20 protein-coding genes and 1 tRNA gene are annotated in these 23,617 nt (G+C 35.6%); 15 read left to right on the top strand and 6 right to left on the bottom strand.

Annotation, left to right across the window (positions count from 1 at the left end):
• Positions 1–246: 246 nt before the first annotated feature.
• Positions 247–606: a hypothetical protein gene (locus tag HRU49_RS02885; RefSeq protein ID WP_296353967.1), complete on the bottom strand. Its 360-nt coding sequence runs from the start codon at positions 604–606 to the stop codon at positions 247–249.
• Positions 607–784: 178 nt separating this feature from the next.
• A tRNA-Leu gene (locus tag HRU49_RS02880) sits at positions 785–866 on the bottom strand.
• 142 nt (positions 867–1,008) lie between these two features.
• On the opposite strand from HRU49_RS02880, the gene HRU49_RS02875 reads away from it, so the two are divergent.
• From HRU49_RS02875 to pth, 3 genes are all read left to right on the top strand, one after another.
• Positions 1,009–1,950 (top strand): ribose-phosphate pyrophosphokinase, encoded by a 942-nt coding sequence (locus tag HRU49_RS02875; RefSeq protein ID WP_296353965.1) that lies wholly within the window; start codon positions 1,009–1,011, stop codon positions 1,948–1,950.
• Positions 1,951–2,116: 166 nt separating this feature from the next.
• Positions 2,117–2,746, top strand: a complete 630-nt coding sequence (locus tag HRU49_RS02870; protein WP_296353963.1) for a 50S ribosomal protein L25/general stress protein Ctc — start codon at positions 2,117–2,119, stop codon at positions 2,744–2,746.
• Positions 2,747–2,878: 132 nt separating this feature from the next.
• Positions 2,879–3,445 carry an aminoacyl-tRNA hydrolase gene (gene pth, locus HRU49_RS02865; protein WP_296353961.1) on the top strand — a complete coding sequence of 189 codons (567 nt, stop codon included), beginning with the start codon at positions 2,879–2,881 and terminating at the stop codon, positions 3,443–3,445.
• Between the two features lie 51 nt (positions 3,446–3,496).
• Here the strand turns inward: pth and HRU49_RS02860 are convergent, their stop codons facing one another.
• The gene (locus HRU49_RS02860; protein ID WP_296353959.1) at positions 3,497–4,399 is read right to left on the bottom strand and encodes a type IX secretion system membrane protein PorP/SprF; all 903 of its coding nucleotides are present in this window, start codon (positions 4,397–4,399) and stop codon (positions 3,497–3,499) included.
• Positions 4,400–4,428: 29 nt separating this feature from the next.
• On the bottom strand, positions 4,429–9,372 hold the full coding sequence (locus HRU49_RS02855) for a thrombospondin type 3 repeat-containing protein (RefSeq protein WP_296353957.1): 4,944 nt from the start codon (positions 9,370–9,372) through the stop codon (positions 4,429–4,431).
• A 103-nt stretch (positions 9,373–9,475) separates the two neighbouring features.
• On the opposite strand from HRU49_RS02855, the gene HRU49_RS02850 reads away from it, so the two are divergent.
• The 12 genes from HRU49_RS02850 to HRU49_RS02795 all read left to right on the top strand — a co-directional run bounded on the left by HRU49_RS02850 (position 9,476) and on the right by HRU49_RS02795 (position 20,718).
• Positions 9,476–10,384 carry a bifunctional riboflavin kinase/FAD synthetase gene (locus tag HRU49_RS02850; protein WP_296353955.1) on the top strand — a complete coding sequence of 303 codons (909 nt, stop codon included), beginning with the start codon at positions 9,476–9,478 and terminating at the stop codon, positions 10,382–10,384.
• Positions 10,377–11,684 (top strand): HTTM domain-containing protein, encoded by a 1,308-nt coding sequence (locus HRU49_RS02845; protein ID WP_296353953.1) that lies wholly within the window; start codon positions 10,377–10,379, stop codon positions 11,682–11,684. The genes HRU49_RS02850 and HRU49_RS02845 overlap by 8 nt, the downstream gene beginning before the upstream one ends.
• Before the next feature lie 77 nt (positions 11,685–11,761).
• Entirely contained in the window at positions 11,762–13,033 is a 1,272-nt protein-coding gene (serS, locus tag HRU49_RS02840) for a serine--tRNA ligase (protein WP_296353951.1), read from the top strand.
• Between the two features lie 393 nt (positions 13,034–13,426).
• The gene (locus tag HRU49_RS02835; RefSeq protein ID WP_296353948.1) at positions 13,427–15,214 is read left to right on the top strand and encodes a hypothetical protein; all 1,788 of its coding nucleotides are present in this window, start codon (positions 13,427–13,429) and stop codon (positions 15,212–15,214) included.
• A gap of 40 nt (positions 15,215–15,254) precedes the next feature.
• Positions 15,255–15,578, top strand: a complete 324-nt coding sequence (locus HRU49_RS02830; protein ID WP_296353946.1) for a DUF4286 family protein — start codon at positions 15,255–15,257, stop codon at positions 15,576–15,578.
• 8 nt (positions 15,579–15,586) lie between these two features.
• Complete coding sequence (locus HRU49_RS02825; RefSeq protein ID WP_296353945.1) at positions 15,587–15,778, top strand: hypothetical protein; 192 nt, start codon at positions 15,587–15,589, stop codon at positions 15,776–15,778.
• 3 nt (positions 15,779–15,781) lie between these two features.
• Positions 15,782–16,570 (top strand): 16S rRNA (adenine(1518)-N(6)/adenine(1519)-N(6))-dimethyltransferase RsmA, encoded by a 789-nt coding sequence (rsmA, locus tag HRU49_RS02820; protein WP_296353943.1) that lies wholly within the window; start codon positions 15,782–15,784, stop codon positions 16,568–16,570.
• 44 nt (positions 16,571–16,614) lie between these two features.
• Positions 16,615–17,988 (top strand): magnesium transporter, encoded by a 1,374-nt coding sequence (gene mgtE, locus HRU49_RS02815; protein ID WP_296353940.1) that lies wholly within the window; start codon positions 16,615–16,617, stop codon positions 17,986–17,988.
• 25 nt (positions 17,989–18,013) lie between these two features.
• On the top strand, positions 18,014–18,379 hold the full coding sequence (locus tag HRU49_RS02810) for a cupin domain-containing protein (protein ID WP_296353938.1): 366 nt from the start codon (positions 18,014–18,016) through the stop codon (positions 18,377–18,379).
• On the top strand, positions 18,376–19,317 hold the full coding sequence (locus HRU49_RS02805) for a 2-hydroxyacid dehydrogenase (protein WP_296353936.1): 942 nt from the start codon (positions 18,376–18,378) through the stop codon (positions 19,315–19,317). Before HRU49_RS02810 ends, HRU49_RS02805 begins: the two co-directional genes overlap by 4 nt.
• Positions 19,318–19,694: 377 nt before the next feature.
• Positions 19,695–20,192, top strand: a complete 498-nt coding sequence (locus HRU49_RS02800; RefSeq protein ID WP_296353934.1) for a hypothetical protein — start codon at positions 19,695–19,697, stop codon at positions 20,190–20,192.
• 46 nt (positions 20,193–20,238) lie between these two features.
• Complete coding sequence (locus HRU49_RS02795; protein ID WP_296353932.1) at positions 20,239–20,718, top strand: YtxH domain-containing protein; 480 nt, start codon at positions 20,239–20,241, stop codon at positions 20,716–20,718.
• A gap of 53 nt (positions 20,719–20,771) precedes the next feature.
• Here the strand turns inward: HRU49_RS02795 and HRU49_RS02790 are convergent, their stop codons facing one another.
• The gene (locus tag HRU49_RS02790) at positions 20,772–21,782 is read right to left on the bottom strand and encodes a carboxypeptidase-like regulatory domain-containing protein (RefSeq protein ID WP_296353930.1); all 1,011 of its coding nucleotides are present in this window, start codon (positions 21,780–21,782) and stop codon (positions 20,772–20,774) included.
• The gene (locus HRU49_RS02785; protein WP_296353928.1) at positions 21,772–23,601 is read right to left on the bottom strand and encodes a lysophospholipid acyltransferase family protein; all 1,830 of its coding nucleotides are present in this window, start codon (positions 23,599–23,601) and stop codon (positions 21,772–21,774) included. The genes HRU49_RS02790 and HRU49_RS02785 overlap by 11 nt, the downstream gene beginning before the upstream one ends.
• Between the last annotated feature and the right edge of the window lie 16 nt (positions 23,602–23,617).

Here is a 23,617-nt window from a genome sequence, read left to right as displayed (position 1 = left end):
GGGATGAAATAAGGACAATTTAGTTTTACAATCTAGATTTGCTTGAGAATTACCCTGGGCTATACCTAATAAAAAAAAGCAGCCAATGAAAAAAAATTTTTGAGTCATAATAGCATTGATTTGTAGTGTATTAACCTCTAAAATGCCACAAAAAATATACCAAGGATCTGTAAAACTAACAGTTACCAAAAAATAATATTAATTAAAAGTAGGTCATAAAAATAGAAACTAAATATTGCGTCTATTTTATTCTTTTTTAAAACCAGCATTTAATATCCTTTGCGAATCATTTACCCTAAGGTTTAAATTAATTCTAATAGTTTCCGGGTTTTCTGGCAAAAATTCAACTTCATAAAAGTTATTAATAACAGTTTTAGCATCGAACTCACCTAAACCTCTCTGAGCAGTGTATCTTTTTCCTTTATAAAAAAACTCATATCTATATTGGGAATACACATAAGTATCTCTGAGTAGTTTATAAACCTTTGCCACAGATTTAATGGAATAATTATCTAAATCGGAGTCTTTTTTTGTTCTCAAACTAAAATAAATGACTAATGCTACGCCAGCGATTATTAAAGGGAAATATTTTTTGACAATTTTCATTATGAGTAAGTAAAATTAATTTTATTTCCTTTCATCATTAGCATTTATGGCAGCCACATAGACTATATTATGAAACGATTTGTCGTATTAAAATCTAAAACACCAATAAAACTATATCTAGACTACACAAAAACAAAAAAGCAAGCTTTATGGTTTTGCTTGCTTTTTGATTTATTCGTACTCAAGGTGGGAATCGAACCCACACTTCCGAGGAAACTGGATTTTGAATCCAGCGCGTCTACCAATTCCGCCACTTGAGCAATAATGGACAGCAAAAATAGAAAATTATTTTAGCTCATCAACTAAAAATACGTCCCTTTTATACTATTGAGACTAAATTATTTTCTAAATTTGACACCATCTAAAAACGTAACTAACAACCCTTATTAATTACTTACTCCGATGCCTAACAATATTACAGAAGCTAAGGTTTTTACTTGTACACAAAGCACAGAATTAGCAGAAGAAATTGCCGCTGCTTATGGCGTAAAATTAGGCAATGTTATCACCTCAACGTATAGCGACGGAGAATTTCAGCCGTCTTACGAGGAATCTATAAGGGGAACTCGTATTTTTATTATTGGTTCTACCCATCCTGAGCCGCGTAACCTCATGGAAATGCTCTTAATGATAGATGCAGCAAAGCGCGCATCTGCAAGACATATCACTGCCGTTATGCCATATTTTGGTTGGGCTAGACAGGATAGAAAGGATAAACCAAGAGTGCCGATTGCTGCGAAACTGATCGCAAAAATGCTGGAAGCGGCTGGTGCAACGCGTATCATTACTATGGATCTTCATGCTGACCAGATTCAAGGGTTCTTTGAAAAACCCGTAGATCATTTATTTGCGTCAACCATCTTTTTGCCATATCTGAGAAGTCTTAATTTAGATAATCTCACCATCGCTTCTCCTGACATGGGAGGTTCTAAGCGTGCGTATGCGTATTCTAAAGCTTTAAAAAGTGACGTTGTCATTTGTTACAAGCAACGGGCTAAAGCCAATGTAATTTCACATATGGAACTTATTGGTGATGTTACAGGCAAAAATGTTGTTTTGGTGGATGATATGGTAGACACAGCAGGTACATTAACAAAAGCAGCAGACCTAATGATGGAACGCGGTGCTAAGAGTGTTAGAGCTATTTGTACGCATCCTGTATTATCAGGTAGTGCTTATGAACGCCTTGAAAATTCTAAACTTGAGGAGTTAATTGTTACCAACTCTATCCCTTTAAAGCAAAAGAGCAAAAAACTGAAAGTCTTGAGTTGTGCCGATTTGTTTGCTGAAGTGATGTACAATGTACACCACAACCAATCGATCAGTAGCAAATTTGTAATCTAATTGCAGGGTTTAAAGCCTACTGTGTTGTCATTAATGATGGCTTGAGATGCTATCAAAACGTTCAGCGTTAAAAAATCCAAGAAAAACACTAGTATTTCTCTATTATATGTTTACATTTGCAGCCCTCAAAATGAGGTAATTAAATTTAAATTAAACAATTTCTAAAATGAAATCAATTACAATCAATGGATCTCAAAGAGAAAGCGTAGGTAAGTCGGCAACGAAAGCCTTACGTAATGCTGGTCAGGTTCCTTGCGTTATATACGGAGGAGACAAGCCATTACATTTCTCTGCACCAGAGTTGGCATTCTCTAAACTTGTATACACACCAAACGCGCATACAGTTGTGATTGCCTTAGATAATGGTGAAACTTACAATGCAATCATGCAAGACATTCAGTTTCATCCAGTAACCGATAGAATCTTACACGTCGATTTCTATCAAACTTTCGAAAACAAAGAAATCACTATGGAGATTCCTGTGCAAATCGTAGGAACGTCTAAAGGTGTATTAAACGGTGGTGTTTTAAGAAGACCTTACCGTAAACTTAAAGTTAAAGCTATTCCTTCTAAATTACCAGATTTTATTGAAGTAGATATTACTCCGTTAAAAATTGGAAACAAGCTTTACATTACTGAGTTAGAAAATGAAGATTACCAATTCTTACATCCAGATAATACAGTAGTATGTCAGGTTAGACGATCTAGAGCATCAATGTCTGTTGAAGATGATGAAGATGAGGATGACGAAACAACAGCAGATGCTGCACCAGCGGCTGAAGCAGCTCAAGAATAAATCAATTTTAATTGAGATAATTAAAAGCATTCTTAACCAGAATGCTTTTTTTATTTTTACATTAGAATGTTTAGGCGTATAACAACTTGGCTGGGTATTAGTAATAAACCCTATCTTAATGAAGACGACAGAATGAAAAAATTCTTAATTGTAGGACTTGGAAATATAGGTACAGAATATAGTGACACCCGACATAATATTGGGTTTAAAGTACTCGATTATATCGCTGAGCAAGAAGCCATAAGTTTTAAATCTGCAAAACTCGGCGCATTAACCACTATGAACGTTAAAGGTCGCTCACTGTTATTATTAAAGCCGAGTACCTTTATGAATCTTAGTGGAAAAGCCGTAAAATATTGGTTAGATAAGGAGAAGATTCCACTAACCAACTTACTCGTAATTACAGATGATCTCAATTTACCATTTGGCACCCTACGTTTAAAAACAAAAGGTAGTGATGGAGGTCATAATGGATTAAAGGATATCCAAGACAAACTACAAACCACTAAATACAATCGCTTTAGATTTGGAATCAGTAACGCTTTTAGCAAAGGTCGACAAGTAGATTATGTGCTCGGTAAATGGAATGAAGAGGAATCGGCTTTATTAGATGAACGTTTAAAAGTATCTTCAGAACTCATAAAGTCCTTTGCTTTTGCAGGAGTTAATAATACCATGAATCAATATAATGGAAAATAAAAAGGACTGCAAAAGCAGTCCTTTTTTTTGTTATCCAGGGGGTGAGGTCTATTAATTAGACTTTTTCTTAAAATTAAACTTAATAAATACTTCATGAGTACCATTACTCAAATTTGAGATTTCATCTCTTGTTGAGCTTTCATAAGCATAACCTACATCCATCCAATCGGCCAAATTTATCATCATTAAACCAGCAAAAGCTTCATCTGTTCTGTAAGCTGCACCAAATTCAAATCTATCGTAGAATCTAAATGCTGCCGTGATATCGGCAGATAAAGGGGAGCCGCTGACATACCTTAGCATAGCCGACGGTCTAAACGCTGTATTTTCGCTAATTGCAAAGTTATAACCACCAGATAAATAAACATGAGCCTCCTCTGTAGCTTGAGTAACACGCCCTTCGGACTCATCAATTCGCTCGCTAGAAAGAATACTTGGTACGGATAAGGACAGAAAATATTTATCATGCTTTAAGTAAGCTCCTGCACCAAAATTTGGTCTAAATCCAGTATCGAGATTATTCAAAGCTGGATCTGACTGAAATCCTAAGTTTGCCAGATTATTGCGTTCAATATCATAGGTACCTCCACCAGCTTTTAATCCTAAATATAGATTGGTAGCTTCAGAGATTTGTAATCTATATGAAAAATCAATATTGATACTTGTTTGGTTTTCAATAAAGACTTGGTCACTGACTAAAGAAATTCCAATGCCTATTTTATCTCCAATAGGCTGTGTATAGAAAAAACTCTGTGTTTCAGGAGCTCCTTGGATACTAAGCCACTGACTTCTAAAATTAGACGTCAAGCTAGTATTACCATCGGCTCCAGCATATGCTGGATTAATTACATTCATCATATAGCGATATAATGAATAATTTGGTTCTTGTTGAGCATATACAGACCCAAACAAAAGAATCGCAACTATTAATACGGTGTTTTTATAAAAATTCATTGTTTTCATTTTATTTAAGTTATATGCAATTAAAGGGTTAAGTATAGCCATCCTGTTAGTACAACCGTACCATCACCGTTTTGATCAATACTATAATAATACGATCCCGTTGGTAAAGTATCGCCATTGTAAGACCCATTCCAATCATTGTTATAGCCCTTAGTACTAAATACCTCTTTACCCCATCTATTGTAAACCTTTATGTTTGCGCTTGGGAAACGCTCTGCATTAATAATAATCCATGTATCGTTAATACCATCGCCATTTGGTGTTAAAACATCATTGGCAATCATATCATCACAAACATCACCTTGACCGTCACCATCTAAATCGGATTGATCTGAGTTTGGTTCTAATGGACAGTTATCGTCTACATCTAGCACTCCATCATCGTCGTCATCGTCATCACAAACATCACCAATACCGTCAAGATCATTATCAGCTTGATCTGCATTAGCAATTGTTGGACAGTTATCATTGACGTTTAAGATTCCATCACCATCCATATCGTCATCACAAACATCACCAATACCATCTCCATCAATATCCGACTGATCTGTATTAGCATTTACAGGGCAGTTGTCTTCATCATTAAAAATGGTATCTCCATCAAAATCATTAGGATCTCTAGTTCCACAGACCTCTATTGATAATGCATTAATTATACCTCCGTCTAAGGCACCAAATGTATCTGATACGGTTATGACCCAAGTTCCATTAGAGAGATCCCCATTAAAATCATTCAGGTCACCTTCTGGTTGAAACGATCCTGTAAATGGAGGTGCACCTCCTGTAATCGGCGAGGTTGCATCGTCATCAAAAATAGTATCAATATAGTCATCGCCACTACCACCGTTACCAGATGATAAATCAACAGTAACACCATCTGGACTAGTAATAGAAATATTTAAATCCGAATCCCAATCGTGTTCTATGTTAACCGACACATTAACATCGCTAATAATTAAGCTCTCAACAATTTCTATCGTTGCAAAATAATCAGCGTTGGCACCAGAATCTGCAATTACTATTGGTGTATCTAAAGACGTTTCGTTAGTACATTCTTCATCACACTCATCGCCTATACCATCTCCATCAAAATCCGTTTGATCTGGATTAGCATTTTCAGGACAATTATCATCAGCATTAGGAATACCATCACCATCAATATCGTCGTCACAAACATCACCGATTCCGTCACCATCTAAATCAGCTTGATCTGTATTGGCAATATTAGGACAGTTATCCTCGTCATTTGGAATACCATCATCATCTAAATCTTCTTGTTCGAATCCACAGACTTCAATAGTCCAACTGTCTATAGTTCCAACATCTGCACCTGCACTATCGGCAACATTAAGTGTCCATACACCACCTGAAAGCTCACCATTGAAGGTAGACAATGGTTGCTCTGGAATAAATGCACCTGTAAATGGTGGTGCTCCTCCTTGAATAGCGTTATCTGCATCGTCATCGAATAAGGTGCCTGTATAGTTATTACCTCCACCACCGTTTTGGTCGGATAAGACTATGGATGTTCCTGATGGACTTGTTAAGGTGAGCGTTAAATCACCATCAAACGTGTGAGTAATATTAACTGTAACATTGACATCTGTAATTAAGAAAGCACTTGAAAAATCAATATTAGAATCTATACCAGCAGCAGTATTATCAGGAATACTAACAGGAGTATCAGCTGCACTAAATGTATCACATAAGGTATCACAAACGTCACCAATACCATTTCCATTGGAATCCGCTTGATCAGCATTTGCAATCATTGGACAGTTATCTGTATCATTTGGAATACCATCCCCATCCATATCGTCATCACAAACGTCACCAATATTATCACCGTCTAAATCTTCTTGATCAAAATTAGCGATATCAGGGCAGTTGTCTGAATCGTTTGGAATACCATCATTATCATTATCCAATTGTGGAACGCCACAGATTTCCATAGACCAACTATCTAAGGTACCCGTAATAAATGCTAAGGTATCTGAAACGTTAAGCGTCCAGTCACCTCCCGAAAAACTTCCATTAAGTGCGCCAAGGTCTTCTTCTGGTTGGAAACTTCCAGTAAACGGAGCAGTTCCTGCACCGATTGGAGTACCGGCATCACTATCAAAGACTGTATCTGTATAGTTGTCACCATCTGCACCGTTCCCAGCCGATAATAATAGCTCTGTTCCATCAGGAGCAATAAGTTTTATAGTAACATCTTCAGTCCAAGGATGTGTTATATTAACTGTAACATTAATATCTGTTATAATGGCCGTTGTTGGCACATTGATAACGGAATTAATTCCAAAGGTATTCGCATCTGGAATATCTATAGGTCCATCTGTTGAATCATAATTACCACAAATAATGTTGGCTGTAGTAAAGCTTGCCTCTGAATAAGCACCCGAACCACAATCATTGACACCTCTAACTCTCCAGAAATATTCTGTTACAACATCTAAACTAGCTGTTGTAAAACTAGGATCGTTAACCACAGCGCCTGCAACAATAGCTGTAAAACCAGAATCTGTTGCGATATCTATTTCATATGCCGTTGCATTAGAATCGGCATCCCAAGTAAATGTTATTGAAGTGGCATCTACATCAACAGCCCCATCCGCAGGAAACACCAAATTTAGGGTTGCCAGATTTGTATCATAGACGTTAAAATCTACATCAACGGTCTGTGTTAAAGCACCTGATGTTCCTACCAAGGTAAATGGGTAGTTACCAACTGCCAAACTTCCTGTTCCAGAAACTGTAACTGTTACATCTGTACCATCTGCCGAAGCTGAAGTTGGGGAGAAGGTAGCCGTAGTTCCTGCTGGTAAACCTGTTGCACTAAAATTAGTGACATCTGTAAATCCTAAAAATGTATTATAAGTAAAATTGTAAACAACATCATCTGGCGTACATACATCAATAGAAGTATCAGCAACATTTAAAACAAACTCTGACTCTTGAAGTGAAAAGTTTGTTGAATTAATCGCATAGAAAATATTGTTATTCCCTTCAACTTTAACCCTTGCAGTGGTAGAATCCCCTCCTGTAATTGGCACTGTGACATTGTGCGACCCATCATTAGGCACATCTGTTGCCATTACAAAAGGATATGTAAATCCACCATCTATTGAGAGTAAGATGTTTACGGTAGGTGTATTTACAGCTCCGCCATCTGTACCTGCAACATCCCAAGTTACAGTTTGCGTTGACCCTGCATCCCAGGTAACATTCGTTGTTTGTGACGTCACTACAAATGGTCCTGCCGAACCTTCCACATTAACGGTCATGGTATCGTAATCGCTTTGAGGAGTTTGTCCAACACCATTAGCTTCACTACGGTCTCTTACAGTTAAGGCAAAGTTTAAAGCTCTTCCAACATCAGAAACAGTTTCCCAGGACGAATTATCAACCGTTTCTACTGGATTAGATTCTGATAATTGTCCTGCCACAACACGCTCTATTATTGGCATGTAACGATCCGGAGAGGTACTCGGAGGTCTCGATCTCCAAACTGGACCAGTTACTTTATTTGGACCAAAGTTACCTGAGCCCGTAACCCCATCGTCAATTTGTTCCCAAGTATAAGTATGGATATCACCACCATCGGCATCTGTGGAGGTACCTCTAAGAACAAATGCTGTGCCAGTCGGAATTGTATAATCAGATCCTGCATCAGCAACTGGTGGGTTATTTGTGATGGCCGTGCCATCCCAACATGTTCTTGTTTCTAAATTAGTAAGTATTTGTAAAATACTATAGTAGTGGAAATAAGGGTCCGAGTGATCTTGTACATCATCTGCACCGGTAATACCTGCATAACCCATAATAGTGGTACCACTGCCAGGCTCTGCATTTACGCCTGTGCCTTCACTTCCAAATGACCAAGTGTGATTACCACCCATCTGGTGCCCAATTTCATGTGGTACATAATCAATATCAAAGAAGTCTGACATGTATGGACCACCATCATTATCTAAGAACGAATGCGACGAAAATCCACTACCTTTTTGTCCATCAACACATACACATCCAATGCATCCCGCATTTCCATTGTTACCACCATAAGCAAATAAATGGCCAATATCGTAATTGGATTCACCAACTACTGATGTTAGTGTAGCTTGTAACTGCGCATTAAATCCACCCGTATATGGATCTGAAGCTGGATCTGGATAAATTATTTCGGTTCCTGTAACCAATGTAAAGGTTACGGCCATATCCACTTCAAATACTTCATTACTTCGGTTTAAAGTAGAAACCACTTGCGCTAAAGCATCCGCTTGTGCATCGCCGTTGGTGTTATCTCCATCATCCCAGAACTCTGTATATTCTCCATTAGTTGAAATAGCTATTCGGAATGTTCTTAAAATCTGATCATCAGCATCTCTATTACCCAGATCATTTGTATCGATACGCAAGAACTCATCTTCTACCGAACAGTCGAATGTCTTTTCAACTTCAGATCGCGCTTCTCTCGTATATACAATATAAGAGGTGTTGTCTGTTTTACTTAATGGCACCGTAAAATTCATTGGACCATCAGGATACGTCACCATGGTTTGTAATCCTTGCGGAGTGACGCTAAATCGTGCTCTTACCCCTGGTTGATCAGTACTAAAACCTAGATAGGTTTTAATTTCTGGGTATAGTTCTGATAATTCTTGAGAAAGAACCGGTGCTTCTACTACTCTAAACTGCTCTAATTCTCCTTTGATATTAGGAAGGAAAACGTTCGTATTAGAGTTAGTTATTGTTGCAGAACGCATAGGAGCGTTTACAAGTTGTGCTTTAAACGCATCTAAATCTAATTGATACGTTTGATAAAATTTTTCATTAAGTGTCTTTTCGCTATTGCCATTTAAGGTAGATTTATCCGATTTCTGCCAGTAACCCTGTTGAGCAAAGACAGAAAACACAGATAAAAACATGGATAATGACAAAACAAAATGTAGCTTTGTTTTCATAAGTATTTTGTGTAGAAAATTAAAATTCCCCGAATTTAAGATTTTTTTAACAAAGCGTAATAGAATTACTAAAAAATTCAAGAATTTCCTTAAAATTTAATGCTTGACTAAGAATTTATCAAAAATTATCACCATAGGAACCTTTGACGGCGTCCATTTTGGACATCAGAAAATCCTGGGTAAGGTTGTAAAAATTGCCCAAGATAATAAATGTATCCCATCGGTTCTCACCTTATTTCCACACCCAAGAATGGTCCTAGGAAAGGACCATGATGTCAAACTTCTAAATACTATAGAAGAACGTGTTGAGCTTCTAAAAAACCAAGGTATAGAAGAAGTTATTGTTAAAGAATTTACACAAGAGTTTGCGAATTTATCTGCCAGAGATTATGTTAAATCAGTATTGGTTGATGAGCTTAATCTGTCACACATTGTCATTGGTTACGATCATCATTTTGGTAAAAACAGAACAGCCAATATTACCGATTTAAAACATTTTGCTTCTGAATTTAATTTTAAAGTCGAAGAGATTTCTGCACAAGACATTAAAGATGTTACTGTAAGTTCCACTAAAATAAGAACTGCATTACATGATGGAAATGTTGAATTAGCTAATTCATATCTGGGTTATAATTTCTTCATTTCTGGGACAGTAATTAAGGGAAAAGGCCTTGGAAGAACAATCGCATTTCCAACAGCAAACATACATATTAAAGAAACTTACAAATTAATTCCAAGGGATGGCGTTTATGTGGTGAGCTCAACGTATAATAACGAGCTTGTTTACGGAATGATGAATATTGGAACTAACCCAACGGTTGATGGTAAATCAAGATCTGTAGAAGTGCATTTTTTTGATTTTAATGAGGATTTGTATGGCAAAACCATTAGAATAGCGTTTTTAAATCGACTTAGAAGTGAGCAAAAATTTGACAGTGTCGATGCACTTAAGGCTCAACTTAAAAACGATAGGACTGCAGCCCTCGACTATATTGAAGCACTTAATGACTAACTTCTTATTTAAACATATTGACAATTCAGGTCTTATTGTTTTCAGAATAATCTTCGGGCTGTTATGTTTTTTAGAATCTGTTGGTGCCGTATTTACGGGTTGGGTACGACGCACTTTGATTGAACCAGAATTTACTTTTACATTTATTGGATTTGAATGGCTTCAACCCTTACCTGGCGATTGGATGTATGTGTATTATATCGTCATGGGAATCTTTGGATTACTCATAATGGTTGGTTATAAATACCGTTTTAGCATGTTCATGTTTGCTTCCATGTGGACAGCCACTTATTTAATGCAGAAATCATCTTACAATAACCATTATTACCTCTTATTTATTCTGAGCTATCTAATGGTATTTTTACCTGCTAATCGCTATGCTTCTGTAGATGTAAAACGAAATCCATCTTTAAAACAAATTTCCATGCCGAGCTGGTGTAAGTGGGTATTCGTTATTCAACTTTTTATACTCTACACTTATGCTTCTATTGCGAAGCTTTATCCCGATTGGTTAGATACCTCTGTTGTTGCGCTTCTTATGAAAGGTAAAGCCAACTACCCTTTAATTGGAGAACTATTGCAGCACAAGTCTATTCACTATTTCATTGCCTATGGAGGTATTATTTTTGATGGCTTAATTATTCCCTTACTACTATTTAAGCCAACTCGAAAGATTGCCTTTTTTGCCTCTATTTTCTTTCATTTATTTAATTCTATAGTCTTTCAAATTGGTATTTTTCCTTATTTATCTTTAGCATTTAGCCTATTCTTTTTTGAGCCTAAAACCATTAGAGATTTATTTCTAAAGCAAAAAACATATTACACTCAGGATGAAATTATTATTCCGACTTACAAAAACCTCTTCGTAGGGTTATTTTCAATATATTTTTTAATTCACATTGCCTTGCCCTTACGTCATCATTTTATTAAAGATAACGTCCTATGGACAGAAGAAGGTCATCGTTTGTCTTGGCGCATGATGCTACGTGCCAAAAGTGGTCGTGTAAGCTATCGTGTAATTGACCAAGCCACCAATGAACTCATTCCTATAAAACTTGACGATTATTTAACCAAGAAACAACAACGTGGAGCCAGTACAAAACCAGATGTAATTTGGCAATTTGCTCAGCATCTGAAGCAAGATTTCGAAGAAAAAGGAAAGGCTATTCAAGTTTTTGTTCGTGCTTACGTAAGCGTAAATGGTAAGCGCTCAAAACAACTTATTGATCCTAAAGTTGACCTTGCCCATGAAGAATGGCATCATTTTAAACATCACGATTGGATATTGCCTTCAAAATAGTTTTTATCTGCTCAAATTCTTTTTACTTTTGTGGCTTCTTTTTTAACGTTTGTAGGCGTTAATTCAAAAACAGAGATATGTTACAAGTTGCTTTTATTAGAGAATACAAAGAAGACGTAATTAAAGGTCTTGCTAAGCGGAACATTAACGCTGAGCAAATGGTTAATGACGCCATTACCCTAGATGAAGAACGCAGAGCACTTCAAACAGAACTAGACTCTTTAAAAGCAGAATCCAATACCTTATCCAAAGCCATAGGTAACTTATATAAATCTGGAGAAGCGCAAAAAGCCAATTTACTTAAAGAAAAAACTACGCAGCTTAAAGAAGGTGTTAAGAACTTGGAACAAGCGCTACATGAAAAGGCGGATGCGTTGACAGAACTTTTATATAAAATTCCTAATGTTCCTCATGAATCTGTGCCTGAAGGAAATTCAGATGAGGATAACCAAGAAATCTATCGAGAAGGTGAAATCCCAAAACTTCATAACGGCGCTTTACCACATTGGGAATTAGCTAAGAAATACGATATTATTGATTTTGAATTAGGTAATAAAATTACAGGTGCAGGCTTTCCAGTATATAAAGGTAAAGGTGCAAAATTACAGCGTGCCTTGATTGCCTTTTTTTTAGATAAAAATACGGCTGCAGGATATACAGAATATCAATTACCACATTTAGTAAATGAAGCCTCTGGGATTGGAACTGGCCAATTACCAGATAAAGAAGGACAGATGTATCATGTCACTGCAGATAACTTATATCTCATACCAACAGCAGAAGTTCCTGGTACTAATTTGTTCAGAAATACACTTCTAAATGAAAGTGATCTTCCAATAGGTGTTACTGGTTATACCCCTTGTTTTAGAAGAGAAGCGGGAAGTTATGGAGCCCATGTTAGAGGCCTTAATCGATTACATCAATTTGATAAAGTTGAAATAATTAGAGTTGAACATCCAGATAATTCTTATGAAGCTTTTGAAAGCATGATTACGCACGTCAAAGGTATTCTTAATGAGTTAAAATTGCCTTACAGAATATTAAAACTCTGTGGTGGTGACGTTACATTTGCCTCGGCTTTAACTTATGATTTTGAAGTATTCTCAACAGCACAAGATCGTTGGCTAGAAATTTCTTCGGTTTCTAATTTTGAAACTTTCCAAGCCAATCGTTTAAAATTACGATTTAAAAATAGTGACGGTAAAAATGAACTTTGTCACACTTTAAATGGTAGTTCATTAGCGCTACCGCGTGTTCTCGCTGGAATATTAGAGAATTGCCAAACCGAAAATGGTATTAAAATACCTGAAATTTTAGTACCATATACAGGTTTTGATATGATTTCTTAAGTCAGGTATCATTCGTATATTCTGACCTATTTGTTAAAAAATCGTGTTTTTTATCGATTTTAATTGTATTTCTTCGTTTATTTTTTCTATTTTTAAGCAATTTAACGTCCCAAAATAGAACTAACTAAATTATGAAAAATTTAAAACGCATTGTAGTACTCATTACATTGGTTGTTATGGTAAGCAAGGTTTTATTTTAGTTTTGATCTAGTAATCGTAAAAACGTAAGGAAACCACGACAAAGTAATTGAATCATATTTTTTTGACAAATAATGGTTAATAGCACATTTATTTTGCTGGTCTAAATGCCTAAACGCCTTGTTTAGGCATTTTTTTATAAAAACATTTACACTATCTAGAATTGTCATTTGTTATCTTTACAAAAATGCTTGTATGAAAAAAATTCTCCTCATAGCTTCGGTTTTAATTGGATTCTATTCTGGGTATGCTCAGAATAGTGAAGTCCTCGCCGACAGCTACTATAAAAAAGGAGAATTTAAAAAAGCACTCGTTATTTACGAGAATCTAAATCGCGAAAAACCTTATAGTTATAAATACATTTATAAACTTGTAGAAACCCATCAACAACTTGAACAATTTGATGACGCTGAACGTCTTCTTACTCAACGTTTAACCCAACGGCGAAATCCAACCTTACTGGTTGAATTAGGTTATAACTACCAATTAAAGGATAGTATTAATCAGGCTGAGCTGTTATATGAAGAAGCTATTGCCTATGTGGATGCTCAGCCAAATTACATTTATAGCATAGCCAAAAAGTTTGAAGACCATTCGTTACTAGATCAAGCCATTCGTGTTTATGATAAAGGTAAAATTCTAACTCCAGATAAAAATTATAATATTCAATTGGCAAGAATTTATGGAGATCAAGGAGACATTGAGAAAATGTTTGAAAATTATATCGAGTATGTGGCGTTTAGACCTAATTATCTCAACAATATTAAGCGTGCCGTTAGTGATTTTATTTCTGAAAATAAATCAAACGAAAACAACACCTATCTTAGGCGCTTATTATTAATTAAAATTCAGCAAGAACCAAGTGCATATTGGTATGATTTGTTAAGTTGGCTGTATGTTCAAGAAAAAGCCTATAACAAATCTTTCATTCAAGAAAAAGCACTTTACAAAAGAAATCCTGAAAGTTTAGACCGGATCATTGAGCTTGCCATAACGGCTCTAAATGATAACGATGATGAAACGTCTAAATCCATTTTTAATTACATCTTAGAAACCACTCAAGATGCAAGTACGGCATTAACATCACATCAATATATTCTTGAAATTGACACCAAAAACTCGGATTCTGAAAAAGAACTAAACAGAATTAATAACGCCTATCTGAACTTGTTTGAAAGTTATGGTAAATCAGAGCTCACCTTACCATTACAATTGTCTTATGGTGAGTTCTTGGCTTTCCATAAAAAGGATACTGACAGTGCTACTGCATTCTTAAGACAAAGTATGAGGCTTAACATTTCTGAGTTCCAAGAAGCTAAAGTAAAATTATTACTAGCCGATATATTAGTGCTTCAAGAACGTTTTAATGAAGCTTTAATTTTTTATTCTCAAATTCAATTAAGTCTAAAAAATAGTACTATTTCACAAGAGGCACGTTATAAAGTAGCAAAGACCAGCTATTACAAAGGAGATTTTGACTGGGCAGAATCACAGCTTAAAATTTTAAAATCATCGACCTCACAGCTCATTGCCAATGATGCACTGGATTTAAAATTGTTGATTTCAGACAACAAATTTGAGGATAGCTTACAAACAGCACTTACGTATTATGCTAAAGCGGATTTGCTTGCTTTTCAAAATAAAACTGATAGTGCTATTACCTTACTAGATAAAATATTAGACGAACACAAAGGAGAAAGCATTACCGATCAAGCCTTGTTTCAGCAAGCGAAACTGTTTGAAAGAAAAAAATTATACAACAAGGCAGAAGCTAATTACCTAAAAATTATTTCGGATTGGAAGGAGGATATTCTTGCAGACGATGCGCACTATCATTTGGCAGAATTGTACAACACCCATTTAGCAAAACCTGAAGAGGCTAAACATCTCTATGAAAAAATCATTTTTGAGTTTGAAGACAGTATTTATTTTATAGAGGCACGTAAAAAGTTCCGAATGTTAAGGGGTGATAGTATTAACTAGTAGCTAATATGTATTTTTGCATCATTGAAATTAATTTACAATGATCATTTATAACGTTACGGTCAATATAGACGATTCTGTTCATGATGAATGGCTTACATGGATTAAAAATCACATCCCACAAGTCTTAGCCACAGGAAAATTCGTTGATGCCAAGCTTACTAAAGTTTTAGTTAAGGAAGAGATGGGTGGTACTACCTACTCAATACAATACAAAGCGCACTCCAGAGAAGCTTTAGACGCGTATTATGCAGAAGATGCCGAACGTCTAAGAGGTGATGGATTAAAACGCTTTGCCGATAAAATGCTGGCTTTTAGAACAGAATTGGAAGTCATTGATGAGTATGCTGTTAATTTTAATTAGGAATAAGCATGGAGCATAATAACCGTATTTATAAACATCGCATTAAGATTAGAAGCATAGGCTTATTATTACTTCTAAGTGGTATTATATTAGCGTATTTCTATTATGGCATAGAACCGCAAGAAACCATTGGAGGGTTTCTCTGTGGTCTTGGCTTAAGCGTACTATTAATTAGTGTTGCAATAAAAAAATCTAATTAAAGCGTGTCAAATCAGAACCAAGTTAGAGCCAAAAAACACTTAGGACAACACTTCCTGAGAGACGAAAATATTGCTCAAAAAATTGCAGACACCCTGTCTCTTGACGGCTATAAAGATGTCTTAGAAATTGGCCCAGGCATGGGAGTGTTGACTAAATACTTACTAAAAAAAGAAATCACCACGCATGTTATTGAAATTGATACAGAATCGGTTGAATACCTCAAAAACAATTACCTTAATTTAGCTAGTAGAATTTATGAAAAGGATTTTTTAAAATATGATCTCATTGAGATTTTTAAAACAAAGCCTTTTGCTATAATTGGTAATTTCCCGTATAACATATCGTCACAAATCGTTTTTAAAACTTTAGAAATGAGAGATCAAATTCCTGAATTTTCTGGGATGTTTCAAAAGGAAGTTGCGCAACGTATTTGTTCTAAAGAAGGTTCTAAAGTGTATGGTATTCTATCTGTACTAACTCAAGCCTTTTACGATGCAAACTATCTATTTACAGTACCGCCATCGGTATTTAATCCACCACCAAAAGTAGATTCGGGTGTATTACTACTTAAAAGAAAACCCAACTATAGCTTAGCATGTGATGAAGTGTTATTCTTTAAGGTGGTTAAAACAGCGTTTCAGCAGCGACGAAAAACGCTCCGTAATAGTTTAAAAACTTTTAATCTATCTAATAATTTAAAAGCAAATACTATCTTTGGGCAGCGACCAGAGCAATTAACTGTAACTCAATTTATTGAATTAACAAGCTTAATGGAACAAGACAAAAAATAAATTTTGTTAACACCTTTGGTTGCTATACATCAAACAACCGTCGCGTGGAAGAACTTCAAGATAATATACAATTTCAGTTAACCGATAAGCTAATTGAAAAGGTTGAAGTCCTTGTCGAAGACCAAAACGACAACGAACTTAAAGACCTTTTAAATGAGTATCATTACGCGGATATTGCCGATATTCTTGATGAACTAGACCTAGACGATGCCATTTACGTTATTAAACTATTAGATTCTGAGACCACATCGGACATCTTAATGGAGCTCGATGAAGATAATCGTGAAAAGGTACTTCAGAACTTATCGGTTAAAGAAATTGCTGAAGAGGTTGAGGAATTAGATACGGATGATGCTGCAGATATCATTGCAGAATTACCAGAAGAGCGTCAAGAGGCGGTTATCTCCCAAATTGAAGATGAAGAGCATAAAGCCGAAATTAAAGAGCTACTGACTTATGACGAAGATACAGCTGGTGGTTTGATGGCAAAAGAATTGGTTAAGGTTTATGCTACATGGACTGTTGCTGGATGCTTAAGACGTATAAGAGGGCAAGCCAAAGATGTTACGCGAGTACATTCTATTTATGTCGTTGACAAGCAAGAAAAACTCATAGGTCGTTTATCACTTAAAGATTTAATCATTTCCAAAAGTGATCAAAAAATAGCAGATATCGCGAAAGAAAATGTTGACTATGTCAATGTTAAAGATGATGCGGAAGATGTGGCTAAAGTCATGGCAAAATACGATTTGGAAGCCATCCCTGTAGTTGATGAAGACCAAACCCTCCTTGGTAGAATCACCATTGATGACATTGTTGATGTATTGAAAGAAGAGGCCGATAAAGATTATCAATTAGCTGCAGGTATTACTCAAGATGTAGATTCTGACGATAGTATAATTGAACTCACAAGGGCGCGCTTACCTTGGTTATTCTTAGGTCTCCTTGGGGGTGTTGGAGCTTACATTATCATTGAGAATTTTGAAAATGGTCTGCCTGAAGAATTTAAAGTACTTTTCTTATTCGCGCCATTAATTGCTGCTATGGCAGGAAATGTCGGTGTGCAATCTAGTGCTATTATTGTGCAAGGTTTAGCTAATGACGATGTTAAGGGCAGTATTAATAATAGACTTATTAAAGAAATGCTTTTAGCCACACTTAATGGTGTGATACTAGCAATATTCTTATTCTTGTTTTTGTGGCTTTGGACCGAAAAATTTGAATTATCATTGGCCATCTCTGTATCACTCATTGCCGTAATTATTGTAGCTGGTCTCGTAGGTACGTTTATCCCGCTTTTTTTAGACAAACGCGGTATTGATCCTGCCATTGCCACTGGTCCATTTATTACTACAAGTAATGATATTTTTGGTATAGTCATTTATTTACTCATCGCTAAACTAATTCTCGGGATTTAATTAATTGCTTTTGTAACTTTAGTGCATGAAAGCAATCAATATTAAGGATAAGCACTCCTTATTCTCCAAACAATGGCATCCACATCGTATTGCCACAGTAGATGATATGCAAGTGATACTTGCAAAAATAAAAGGCGAATTTGTGTGGCATAGTCATGAAGATGAAGACGAACTTTTTCAAGTGATAAAAGGCACCTTATACATGCAGTTTAGAGACCGTACAGAAATCGTTAAAGAAGGTGAGTTAATTGTGGTGCCAAAAGGTGTAGAACACAATCCATGCACTAAAAATGATGAAGAAGTGCATCTTTTACTGTTCGAAAAACTGGATACCGCACACACCGGAGATGTTAAACATGAACGTACGCAATCCGAATATCCTTGGATATGAAAATACTACACATAGATAGTAATCATAAGCTCTTATTAAATCAACTCAATGATTTAGGCTTTACTAATCACCAAGATTATACAGCTTCCAAACAAGAGATTGAAACCAAGATTTCAGATTATGATGGAATCATTATAAGAAGTCGATTTGCTATTGATCCACAGTTTTTGGACGCTGCAAAACAGCTAAAATTTATTGGTCGTGTTGGTGCAGGATTAGAGAATATTGATTGTGATTATGCTGAAAAAAAAGGAGTGTATTTAATTTCAGCTCCAGAAGGTAACCGCAATGCTGTTGGCGAGCATAGCTTAGGTATGCTACTATCACTATTCAACAAACTCAACAAAGCAGACAATGAGGTACGCCAAGGAAAATGGCTACGCGAGGCCAATCGCGGCTTAGAACTGGACGGTAAAACTGTTGGTCTCATCGGTTATGGAAATATGGGAAAGGCCTTTGCAAAAAAACTACGAGGATTTGAGGTTGAAGTATTGTGTTATGATATTAAAGCTCATGTCGGAAATGAAAACTGTAAGCAAGTATCTTTGGAAGTACTCCAAGACAAGTCAGATGTTTTAAGCTTACACACACCACAAACAGATTTAACCATAAACATGGTAAACTCAGAATTCATAAATAACTTTAGAAAACCATTTTGGCTTATCAATACGGCACGAGGTAAAAGCGTTGTGACTGAGGACTTAGTGAGTGCCTTAAAGTCTGGTAAGATTTTAGGTGCTGGCCTCGATGTATTAGAATATGAAAAAGCATCATTTGAATCGCTTTTTAATTCTGGCTTACCTGAAGCCTTCGAATACCTTACCAATGCAAATAATGTTTTGTTGACTCCGCATGTAGCCGGTTGGACTGTTGAGAGTAAAGAAAAATTAGCCCAAACTATTGTGGATAAAATCAAGGCAAAATTTTGTCCAATTTAAGTTATTAAGAAAACTATTCTCGTTTTTGGATTGCGCATCCTTGCATTACTTCTGTTAGTTCAATTTTATAAATACACTGTTATTTCTGGTGATTTAAAAGGTGAGTTGATGGTTACCATAATAGCATCGCTATCGTATTTTTCTTTGTTGGTATTTATATCAATAAAAAAGGGTTAGACATAAGTAATTGTGAGTATGAAGTTTGGCAAAGATTTCAGAAGGCTTATCTCATAAAGAAATTACAGACAGTTTGTTTGGATATGAGAGAATGACAGCAACAAAACTGAACTTTGCCAGTATGTAGGTCAATCCTTTAAATAACACTGTAACTTATTTTAAGTTTCTTCTACATATAAATAGAACTTTAATGCAACACTATGATGGAAGAAAACAAAAACTCTGAAGAGGATCTAAACCAAACTTTAGAGCAATCTAAAGAGCAAGCAGATAGTATTACAGACAAAGCGGAAGCACTTAAAAACAACGCTTCAGAAGCAATGGAAGCTGCCAAAATAAAAGCTAATGAATTGGCAAACGAAGCCAAGGAAGTGTTTGATAATGTAAAAGAAAAGACCACAGAATTTATTAATGAGGACGCCAAAGAAATGTACGCCAATGCTAAGCAAAACGTCAGGGAGCTTTCTGGTGAAGCCAGTGAGAAACTTGATGAGGTAAAAGAGGTTGCCAAAGAAACGTATGAGGACGCTAAGATAAAAGCGAAAGAATTTGCTAATGAGGCTAGTGAAAAATTAAGTGAATTTGCCGATACTGCAGAAAATAAATTAGATGTATTTGCTGAAGATGCAAAGGAATCACTATCAAAAGCCAAGGAAAATACCAAAGGATTATTGAATAAATTTTTTGGTAAGACATAATTGCATTTTTATTAACTTTATGTTCTAACTAAAAATCAAATAAAATATGTCTGACGATAAAAAAAGTTTAGGAGAAGACTTAGACGATATGATCGGCGATGCTAAGGATAGCGCTAAAAGAGCTGGTGAAAAAATAAGTCAAAAAACAGGTGAATTAGCCGATGAAGCTAAAGAGTTTGCTAGAGATGCCAAAGAAAAGGCCTCGGAATTCGCAGATGACGCTAAAGAGGTTTTAAGTGAAGGAAAAAATGTAGCAATTATTGCTCATATTACTATCATTGGTTGGATTATTGCCGTAATTATGAATGGTAGCAATAAAACAGAACTAGGTTCTTTTTATATTAGACAAATGCTAGGTATTGTCTTAGTTGGTGTTGTCTGTGGTTTAATACCAGTTATTAATTTAATCGCCTGGATTTTGCCAGTTGTCATGTGGATTATGAGTTTAATTGGTGCTTTAAGTGGTAAGAAAAAACCAGTATTCTTACTTGGTAATCAATTCCAAGATTGGTTTAAAGGACTTTAAAACATCTCATTTTAAAATGATTAACCCAGAACTCGTTTTCTGGGTTTTTTAGTTTATTCTAATCCATAATCCAATGGCAAAGCATCACCAACCCTTTGATTTCCCATGGCCCCACTGAAGAATATTCCTTTTATTGGCGTGTAGTTTCCATAACGGTCTACATAAAATTCTTTAACATCAATAAACATTTCAGACTGCGCATTATTGTCAAATAGAATAGACACCTTTGTATTTAGTTTTACACTTTTAAAATCTTGATTATCTTTTAAGTCTAGAACTGTAAATGCCTCATAGGCATTAATTCTAAATCCTTTCTTAAACACCCAATAGCCTTCTTGGTCCAAGCGTTTATCAAAAAGTGAACGCATAAAATGTTGCACCGACCCTTTGTAAGCCTTCTCACGATTCTTAATAGCAAATTTGCGATGAGATTTCTTTAGGTTTTTATAAAAGGAAGTACCTATATAGGTTGCCGTATTGGTTAGAAATTCTCTAGTTCTAATATTTACATAGCTAAAGTTAATCTCAAAATCTATGATGTCATAAGAGATCTGATATTGTAAGTCATTATTTTCAACGACAATTGGTACAGATGCACTTGCATATAAGCTTTTACTTTGCCGATCATATTTAAGGATAAGAGCATCTTCATTTAATATTTTACAGGATTTGCCAAATTTTGAGGTCCCCAAAAATTCCCTTCTGAATAAATTTAATTTCTGTCTGCGACTTAAACCATCAGCATTATCAACATGTACAGCATCAAGCAAAACCGATACAGGTTCTAACGCAACAGTGATATTTTTTTTACTTCTGTAATCAGTTATAATTACACGATCATAACCTAGATAAGAAATGACTAATGGTGATCGAATAGCATCTGTATAATCTATTGAAAAATCACCATTGCTATTAGTTGTTGTTCCTACTGTTGTATTATCAAAATACACGGAAACGGTCTCTAAAGGCTGTTGAGTCTCCTTATCAATAATTTTTCCAGTGAGCGTTTGAGACAAACAGAAAAAAGGAAGAAGAAATGCTAGAATACAAATCCTATTTATCATGGTTATCCATGAATTTGCGTTCTAATTCTGCCTGGAATTCTTCCATAACTGGCCTAACTGTGCTTTCTGGAAGATCGGCAATTTTAATATACATTAAACCGTCGACTGCATTATTAAATAATGGATCTACATTAAATGCGACCAATTTGGCATTTTGTTTAATGTACTTTTTAAGGAGCACAGGTAAGCGTAAAGCTCCTGGTTCTACCTCATCAATAATTTTATCAAATTTATTTAAATCGGCCTCAGTGGCATCAAAAACAAAGTCTTTATCGGCATCCTTAAGTTTTACCTTGAATTCTTTTTTCGGATGCACGTATTGTGCTACATAAGGATCGTAGTAATGAGACTTCATAAACTCAATCATTAAACTCTTAGAAAAGTTTGAAAATTGATTACTTATACTCACACCACCAATCAAATATTTATGCTCAGGATGGCGTAAAGTTGTGTGTACAATGCCTTTCCACAAAAGGAATAATGGCATTGGTTTTTGTTGGTATTCTTTAATAATGAAGGCACGTCCCATTTCAATAGACTCACTCATCATTTTATAAAGCTCAGTCTCAAAACGAAATAGATCTTGTAAATAAAAACCGTCGATACCAAAACGCTCAAAAATCTGGGACCCTAAGCCCATTCTGTAGGCACCAGCAACAACTTGTTTTTCATTATCCCAAAGAAACATGTGGTGGTAATAGGTGTCGAAGGTATCTAAATCAATTGCTTCATTAGTTCCCTCACCTACTTCTCTAAATGTAATTTCTCTCAGGCGCCCAACTTCCCTCAATATATTAGGCATGTCCTCGGCTAAGACCAAAAATACCTCGTAATTTTTACTTATGAGTAAACGACAGTCCTTTTGTCTTAGATTTTCAACTTCTTTCACCATCACCTCCGTGTCGATTGGTGTAACGATGCGTTTTGGTGGCTTTGGAACTTTTAATTGCGATTGAATATTGTCCAATATCTTTGGCTTGTCCTCAAAAGTTTTAGACAACATATAAGTTTTTCGTCTCAAGAAATCTGAAAAATCAGGAAGCGTTTCATGCTCTTTTTGGTCTTTTACAGAAATTGGCTTACCAATTCTTACTTTAATAATTCTGCGTTTCTGCGTTAGTAATTCAGATGGTAATTTGGCCGTTCTTAAAGTGTCGCTTAACTTAGATAGCCTGTAAAACAATCGGCTATTTTTTGCATGGAAATAAATAGGCACAACAGGAACCTCGGCCTTCTTGATAAGCTTCATTGCAGCTTCTTCCCAAGGCTTATCAACCACTAATTTTCCATCTCTATAAGTTGATACTTCTCCAGCCGGAAATACTCCAAGCGGATGGCCATCTCTTAAATGCATAATAGCATTTTTAAACCCTGTTATACTACTTTTTACATCCTTTCGGTCTTCAAAAGGATTTACTGGCATAATATAAGGTTTCAATGGTTCTATTCTGTGTAACAAGAAGTTTGCAATGATTTTAAAGTCTTCGCGTTGCTCTAACATTAACTTTAAAAGCAGAATCCCATCAATACCGCCGAGTGGATGATTTGAGATTGTTATATAAGCTCCATCTTTAGGTAAACGCTTTAAGTCTTCCTCTGGAATTTCGAACTTGATTTGAAAATCATCCAATAGAGCATTTAAAAAATGAAGTTCAGATAAATGCTTATTGCGCTTGTAGATTTTATTAATGGTTGAAATCTTTAAAACCTTCATCAAGACCCAACCACAAAACGTTCCAAGAAATCCATATTTATCTGCATGAATTACTTTTGCAACTTCCCTAGCTGTGACCAATCCAGTATCAGACGATTTACCCATGAAACAAATGTAATAA

The organism is Winogradskyella sp. (assembly GCF_013213975.1).
Lineage (GTDB): Bacteria > Bacteroidota > Bacteroidia > Flavobacteriales > Flavobacteriaceae > Winogradskyella.
The sequence above is the reverse complement of the archived record's forward strand: the minus strand, read 5'-3'. Positions and strand labels throughout refer to the sequence as shown.

What these genes read in the sequence shown, in the direction of transcription:
- HRU49_RS02885 (WP_296353967.1), bottom strand. Translation starts at nt 606, where the DNA reads ATGAAAATTGTCAAAAAATATTTCCCTTTAATAATCGCTGGCGTAGCA.
- HRU49_RS02875 (WP_296353965.1), top strand. Translation starts at nt 1,009, where the DNA reads ATGCCTAACAATATTACAGAAGCTAAGGTTTTTACTTGTACACAAAGC.
- HRU49_RS02870 (WP_296353963.1), top strand. Translation starts at nt 2,117, where the DNA reads ATGAAATCAATTACAATCAATGGATCTCAAAGAGAAAGCGTAGGTAAG.
- pth (WP_296353961.1), top strand. Translation starts at nt 2,879, where the DNA reads ATGAAAAAATTCTTAATTGTAGGACTTGGAAATATAGGTACAGAATAT.
- HRU49_RS02860 (WP_296353959.1), bottom strand. Translation starts at nt 4,399, where the DNA reads ATGAATTTTTATAAAAACACCGTATTAATAGTTGCGATTCTTTTGTTT.
- HRU49_RS02855 (WP_296353957.1), bottom strand. Translation starts at nt 9,372, where the DNA reads ATGAAAACAAAGCTACATTTTGTTTTGTCATTATCCATGTTTTTATCT.
- HRU49_RS02845 (WP_296353953.1), top strand. Translation starts at nt 10,377, where the DNA reads ATGACTAACTTCTTATTTAAACATATTGACAATTCAGGTCTTATTGTT.
- serS (WP_296353951.1), top strand. Translation starts at nt 11,762, where the DNA reads ATGTTACAAGTTGCTTTTATTAGAGAATACAAAGAAGACGTAATTAAA.
- HRU49_RS02835 (WP_296353948.1), top strand. Translation starts at nt 13,427, where the DNA reads ATGAAAAAAATTCTCCTCATAGCTTCGGTTTTAATTGGATTCTATTCT.
- HRU49_RS02830 (WP_296353946.1), top strand. Translation starts at nt 15,255, where the DNA reads ATGATCATTTATAACGTTACGGTCAATATAGACGATTCTGTTCATGAT.
- HRU49_RS02825 (WP_296353945.1), top strand. Translation starts at nt 15,587, where the DNA reads ATGGAGCATAATAACCGTATTTATAAACATCGCATTAAGATTAGAAGC.
- HRU49_RS02810 (WP_296353938.1), top strand. Translation starts at nt 18,014, where the DNA reads ATGAAAGCAATCAATATTAAGGATAAGCACTCCTTATTCTCCAAACAA.
- HRU49_RS02805 (WP_296353936.1), top strand. Translation starts at nt 18,376, where the DNA reads ATGAAAATACTACACATAGATAGTAATCATAAGCTCTTATTAAATCAA.
- HRU49_RS02800 (WP_296353934.1), top strand. Translation starts at nt 19,695, where the DNA reads ATGATGGAAGAAAACAAAAACTCTGAAGAGGATCTAAACCAAACTTTA.
- HRU49_RS02795 (WP_296353932.1), top strand. Translation starts at nt 20,239, where the DNA reads ATGTCTGACGATAAAAAAAGTTTAGGAGAAGACTTAGACGATATGATC.
- HRU49_RS02790 (WP_296353930.1), bottom strand. Translation starts at nt 21,782, where the DNA reads ATGATAAATAGGATTTGTATTCTAGCATTTCTTCTTCCTTTTTTCTGT.
- HRU49_RS02785 (WP_296353928.1), bottom strand. Translation starts at nt 23,601, where the DNA reads ATGGGTAAATCGTCTGATACTGGATTGGTCACAGCTAGGGAAGTTGCA.